Annotated in this window: 3 protein-coding genes and 2 pseudogenes; 4 read left to right on the plus strand and 1 reads right to left on the minus strand. The window is 70.9% G+C overall.

Going from position 1 to position 5,734, the window contains the following annotated elements; translation table 11 throughout:
- The 3 genes and pseudogenes from CA983_RS39795 to CA983_RS39805 all read left to right on the plus strand — a co-directional run.
- Window positions 1-473: pseudogene (locus tag CA983_RS39795) on the plus strand (serine/threonine protein kinase); the annotation flags it as partial.
- Between the two features lie 161 nt (window positions 474-634).
- On the plus strand, window positions 635-2,263 hold the full coding sequence (locus CA983_RS39800; RefSeq protein ID WP_086605566.1) for a succinic semialdehyde dehydrogenase: 1,629 nt from the start codon (window positions 635-637) through the stop codon (window positions 2,261-2,263).
- 17 nt (window positions 2,264-2,280) lie between these two features.
- Window positions 2,281-4,068: a GMC family oxidoreductase N-terminal domain-containing protein gene (locus CA983_RS39805; RefSeq protein ID WP_086605567.1), complete on the plus strand. Its 1,788-nt coding sequence runs from the start codon at window positions 2,281-2,283 to the stop codon at window positions 4,066-4,068.
- A gap of 130 nt (window positions 4,069-4,198) precedes the next feature.
- On the opposite strand, the gene CA983_RS39810 is transcribed toward CA983_RS39805, so the two are convergent.
- Window positions 4,199-5,185, minus strand: coding sequence for an LAETG motif-containing sortase-dependent surface protein (locus tag CA983_RS39810; RefSeq protein ID WP_167407546.1), 987 nt, complete (start codon window positions 5,183-5,185; stop codon window positions 4,199-4,201).
- Between the two features lie 214 nt (window positions 5,186-5,399).
- Here CA983_RS39810 and CA983_RS39820 point away from each other — a divergent pair.
- A pseudogene (locus tag CA983_RS39820) lies at window positions 5,400-5,734 on the plus strand (hypothetical protein); the annotation flags it as partial.

Raw genomic sequence — 5,734 nt, forward strand, 5'->3', positions numbered from 1 at the left:
CCACCGCCCCCGCCCCGAGCACCGACGACGCCTGGACCCCGCACCGCGAGCAGGACATGGCGGCCGTACTCCGGCTGCCGAGCCACTACCGCGAACTCGACAAGGCCGGCAGCGCGACCGACCAGCCCCGCACGGCGCTCTACGGCAGCGAGCGGGGCGGCTCGGTCCAGGTCCGTCTCCTGCTGTGGGACCGGGCTCCGGGCTCCCCGATGGACCAGGTCCGCAACGCACCCGTCGTCCGGGGTGAGACGCAGTACACCCGCACCCGCGTCCAGGGTTACGAGGCCGCCCTCGCCGACACCACCTACAACCTGGACGAGAACCCCAGGCGGGTCATGCGGGTGATGATCCGCACCGACGACGACCGCATGTACGAACTGCGCGTCGACATGCCCAAGGGCACGCCCGAAGAGCAGGAGGGCACCTCGGTGTTCAAGGGCGCCCGGGACCGGCTCGGGATCGCAGAAGGCTGAATCACCGGGATAGTAAAAGGCTGAATCACACCAACTCGTCGCCGCGCAACACCCTGATCAGGGCGTTCGTTGCCAGCAGACACTGGCGCCTTGTGTGCACTCGGTGAAGCCGTATTACCGACGGGTACCCAAAGGCTCCGCCGGGGCATACCCTGCGCCTCATGACGGACGCGCACGCCCCGGAGAAGCCCGGCACGGCACAGGCCGGCACGAACCCCCTCGCCCCCGCCCCGGAGGGCGCCCGCACCGCCGCCGACGTGGTGACCCCCGAGTTGGTCGCCCAGCTCACCAAGGGCGTTGCCGGCTCCGGCCGGACCGCCAACCACACGCCGTTCACCGGTGAGAAGCTGGCCGACCTCCCCGAGTCGACGCCCGAGGACGTGGCGAAGGCCTTCGAACTGGCCCGCGCCGCCCAGGCCGTGTGGGAGCAGACCCCGGTACGGCAGCGCGCCGCCGTCCTGCTGCGCTTCCACGACCTGGTGCTGGAGCGCCAGGCCGAGGTGCTCGACCTGATCCAGCTGGAGACCGGCAAGGCCCGGCTGCACGCGCACGAGGAGGTCCAGGCCGTCGCGGTCGCCGCCCGGCACTACGGCCGCAAGGCCCCCGCCTACCTCCGTCCGAAGCGGCACGCCGGTGCCATGCCGACCCTGACGAAGGTCACCGAACGGCGCCACCCGCGCGGTGTCGTCGGCCAGATCGCCCCCTGGAACTACCCGCTGGAGCTGTCGGTCGGTGACGCGCTGCCGGCCTTCGCCGCGGGCAACGCGGTCGTCATGAAGCCGGACACGGAGACCTGCCTCACCGCCCTGTGGGCCCGTGACCTGCTCATCGAGGCCGGCCTGCCCGCCGACGTCTTCCAGGTCGTCCTCGGCGACGGCCCGGTCATCGGCCCGGAGGTCGTCCGGCACGCCGACTACGTCTCCTTCACCGGCTCCACCCGCACCGGCCGCGAGGTCGCCCTGGGCGCCGCCGCCCGGCTGGTCGGCGTCTCCCTCGAACTCGGCGGCAAGAACGCCATGCTGGTGCTGGAGGACGCCGACATCGAGAAGGCGGCCGCCGGTGCCGTCCGAGCCTGCTTCTCCTCGGCGGGCCAGCTGTGCATCTCCATCGAGCGGCTGTACGTCCACGAGTCGATCGCGGACGCCTTCCTTGAGCGCTTCGCCGCCCGCACGAAGGCCATGCGCCTCGGCACGTCCCTGGCGTACGGCGCCGACATGGGCTCCCTGGTCGGCGAACGCCAGCTGGAGACCGTCACGCGGCACGTGGAGGAGGCGGTCGCCAAGGGCGCGAAGGTCGTCGCGGGCGGCGTGGCACGACCGGACATCGGCCCCTACTTCTTCGAGCCCACGATTCTCGACGGGGTCGCCACGGACATGTCCGTCTGCGCGGAGGAGACGTTCGGTCCCGTCGTCTCGGTCTACCGCTTCACGAGCGAGGACGAGGCGATCGAGCGCGCCAACGCCACGGCGTACGGCCTGAACTCCTCGGTCTGGACGAGGAACGGCCGACGCGGCCACGAGGTCGCGGCCCGCCTGCGCACCGGCACCGTCAACATCAACGAGGGCTACGCCCCCGCCTACGGCAGCGTCCAGTCGCCCATGGGCGGCATGAAGGACTCCGGCCTCGGCCGCCGCCACGGCTCCGAGGGCATCCTCAAGTACACCGAGGCCCAGACGGTCGCCCACCAGCGCGTGCTCCCGATGGCCCCCGCGCTGGGCATGGACGACGAGAAGTACGCCCAGTTCATGAGCAGGAGTCTGCGCCTGATGAAGGCGTTCCGGTTCCGGTGACGCAGCGAGGAGAACACGTGCCTCAGGACGCTTACGACTACGACGTCATCGTGGTCGGCTCCGGTTTCGGCGGCTCGGTGACCGCCCTGCGCCTCACGGAGAAGGGCTACAAGGTCGGAGTCCTGGAAGCCGGCCGCCGCTTCACCCGCGAGTCCCTCCCGAAGAACTCCTGGGACCTCAAGAACTACCTCTGGGCGCCGAAACTCGGCATGTACGGCATCCAGCGCATCCACCTCCTGGGCAACGTCATGGTCCTGGCGGGCGCGGGCGTGGGCGGTGGCTCCCTCAACTACGCCAACACCCTCTACGTCCCGCCCGAGCCGTTCTTCGAGGACCCGCAGTGGCGGGACATCACGGACTGGCAGGAGGAGCTGAAGCCGTACTACGACCAGGCCCGCCGCATGCTGGGCGTACGGCTCAACCCGACCATGACGCCCTCCGACGTGCACCTGAAGGCCGCCGCGGAGCGCATGGGCTGCGGCGACTCCTTCCACCTCGCCCCCGTCGGCGTCTTCTTCGGCGACGGCGAGGACGCCGACGGCACGGTGAAGGCGAAGCCCGGCGAGGAGGTGCCCGACCCGTACTTCGGCGGGGCCGGCCCGGCCCGCAGGGCCTGCGCGGAGTGCGGCGAGTGCATGACCGGCTGCCGCCACGGCGCGAAGAACACCCTCAACGAGAACTACCTGTACCTCGCCGAGAAGGCCGGCGCGGTCGTCCACCCCCTGACCACGGTCGTCTCGGTCACCGACGACTCGCGCGGCGGGTACGCGGTCGCCACCCTGCCCACCGACGACCGCCGCAAGGCCGCGGGCCGGACGTACAGGGCCCGCCAGGTCGTCCTCGCCGCCGGCACGTACGGCACCCAGACGCTGCTGCACCGCATGAAGGCCGGCGGCCAGCTGCCGTACATCTCGGACAAGCTGGGTGGGCTGACCCGCACCAACTCCGAGGCCCTGGTCGGCGCCCAGACCGACGACCGGCGCTACCGCAAGGCGCACGGCGCGCCGAAGGCCGACTTCACGCGGGGCGTGGCCATCACGTCCTCGATCCACCCGGACGAGAACACCCACATCGAGCCGGTCCGCTACGGCAGGGGCTCCAACTCGATGGGCAGCCTGTCGATCCTCCAGGTCCCGTACGCCGGGAGCGACTCGGGCACCTCGCGGGTCCTGGGCTTCCTCGCCCACGCGGCGAAACACCCCTTGCTGGTGCTGCGCTCGCTGTCCAACCGCCGCTGGTCGGAGCGGACCATCATCGGCCTGGTGATGCAGTCGCTGGACAACTCGCTGACGACGTACCTGAAGCCGTCGGGTGTCGGCCGGGGCCTGCTCACCGCACGCCAGGGCCACGGCGCGCCCAACCCGAAGCAGATCAAGGCGGCCACGGAGAGCGCGTCGGCACTCGCCGCCGAGATCAACGGCTTCGCGGGCTCGAACATCGGCGAACTGATGGGCACCCCGCTCACGGCCCACTTCCTGGGCGGCTGCCCGATCGGCGACTCCCGCGAGACCGGCGTGATCGACCCGTACCACCGCCTCTACGGCCACCCCGGCATCTCGGTCGTCGACGGCGCCGCGGTCTCCGCCAACCTGGGCGTCAACCCGTCCCTCACCATCACCGCCCAGGCCGAGCGGGCGATGTCGTTCTGGCCCAACAAGGGCCAGCCCGACCCGCGTCCGCGGCAGGGCGCGGCCTACGAGCGTCTCCAGCCGGTCGAGCCGAAGTCCCCGGCGGTCCCGGCGGACGCGTTCGGCGCGCTCAGGCTGCCGTTCCTGGGCATGCCGGCCATGCCGCCGAAGAACTGACCGACAGCAGAACTGACCGGCGGCGGACAGCAGAACTGGCCGCCGGCGGACAGCGGAAGAGGGACCTGCGCCCCCCTCCGAGCGCAGGTCCCTCTTCTGCTTGGCGTCGCCCCTCGCGGGGCGCTCCGTCTTACGCCTGGGCGCCGTCCTTACGGCGACGCACCACGAAGATCGCACCGGCACCGGCCACGACCGCGGCACCGCCGACGAGGCTGATCATCGGCAGGGCGGAGCTGGAGCCGGTCTCGGCGAGGCTGCCGGTGACCTCCGGCGTGTTGCCGCTCGGCTTCTCGTCGGTGACGGGCGCCTTGCCGCCTTCCTGCGGCTTGGTGCCACCGGTGTCCGTGCCCGCGGCGACGATCTGGAACTTGTACGAGACGTCACCGAAGCCGATGCACTCGTCGTCGTTGTCGCCGTAGATCGTGGCGCCGAGCGAGAAGCCGGCGCCGACCGGGGCCGACGGCTTGACGTTGAGGCGCAGCGGGATGTTGACCTGGTACTCGGGCTTCAGCTCGTCGGTGTAGCCGACGTAACCGACCGCGTAGCCGCCCTCGTTGAGGTCGACCCAGATCTTGTCCTGGGGGTCCCAGGCCTGGAGCTGGACCTGCTTGCTGGAGAACAGCTCCTCGCCGTTCTTGTCGGGGGAGGCCCCGGCGAAGAAGTCGAGGTCGTTGAGCGTGGAGTCGGAGTTGTTGGCCACGTTCAGCGAGAACTTGTGCCAGCCGCTGCCCGCGTCGATCTTGCCGGGCAGGCCGGTGATGCTCACGTCGACCTTGGTGTCCTCGCACACGGAGGGCTCGGGGTTCGGGGTCTCGGACTCCTCGGGCGCCGACGTGCTCGGCTCCGGGGCGGACTCGCTCACGGAGGTGCTCGGCGAGGGCGACGTCTCCGGAGCGGACTCGCTCACGGAGGTGCTCGGCGAGGGCGACGTCTCCGGAGCGGACTCGCTCACGGAGGTGCTCGGCGAGGGCGACGTCTCGGGAGTGGACTCGCTCACGGACGGGCTCGGCGTGGGCGACGTTTCGTCGGTCGCGTACGCGGCCGGTGCCGCGAGCAGTGCCACCGGGGCTATGACCGCCGTTGCGGCCGCTGCTGCCATTGCGCGGCGAAGCTTCATGAAGACCTCGGAGAGTCCGGCGTACCGCGGGATGCGGCACGAACGTTGGGGGAGGCCTCCGCGTGTGGGGCGCGGGAGTGGCCCGTGGTTCGGCAGGTTTGATCCGTGAAACCTGTGAATGGTTGTGCTGGCATTCACAGAATTCTTATGTGGGCTGGGTCACATCCAAGCCCTTCTTGTGAAGGCGCTTCCCGTCCGCTTAGATCTGTTCTTCGTGTCTGAAAAGCCGTCCGACGATCAGCCGTCGGCCCCGGAGATCCCCGACGACGTCTGGGAGCGGTTCACCCGCGACGCCGCGCGGAACACCTCCGCCCCGAAGGAACCGTCCGCGCGGGCGCGCATGGTGACCGAGCGGCTGCGGCAGCAGGAGGCCCGGGGTGAGTCGCCTCCGGGCTGGCGAACGGGCCCGGCCGTGATGAACGACCGTGCGGCACGGCGTCGCAAGCTGTGGGCCGTGCTCGGTGTGCCGGTCGCCGTCGCCGTCGCCGTGGTGGCGCTGAAACCGTCGCTGCTGCCCGGCGACCCCTTCGGCACGGACGAGTCGTCGGC

Origin of the sequence: Streptomyces swartbergensis (assembly GCF_002148965.1) — a bacterium.
Lineage (GTDB): Bacteria > Actinomycetota > Actinomycetes > Streptomycetales > Streptomycetaceae > Streptomyces > Streptomyces swartbergensis.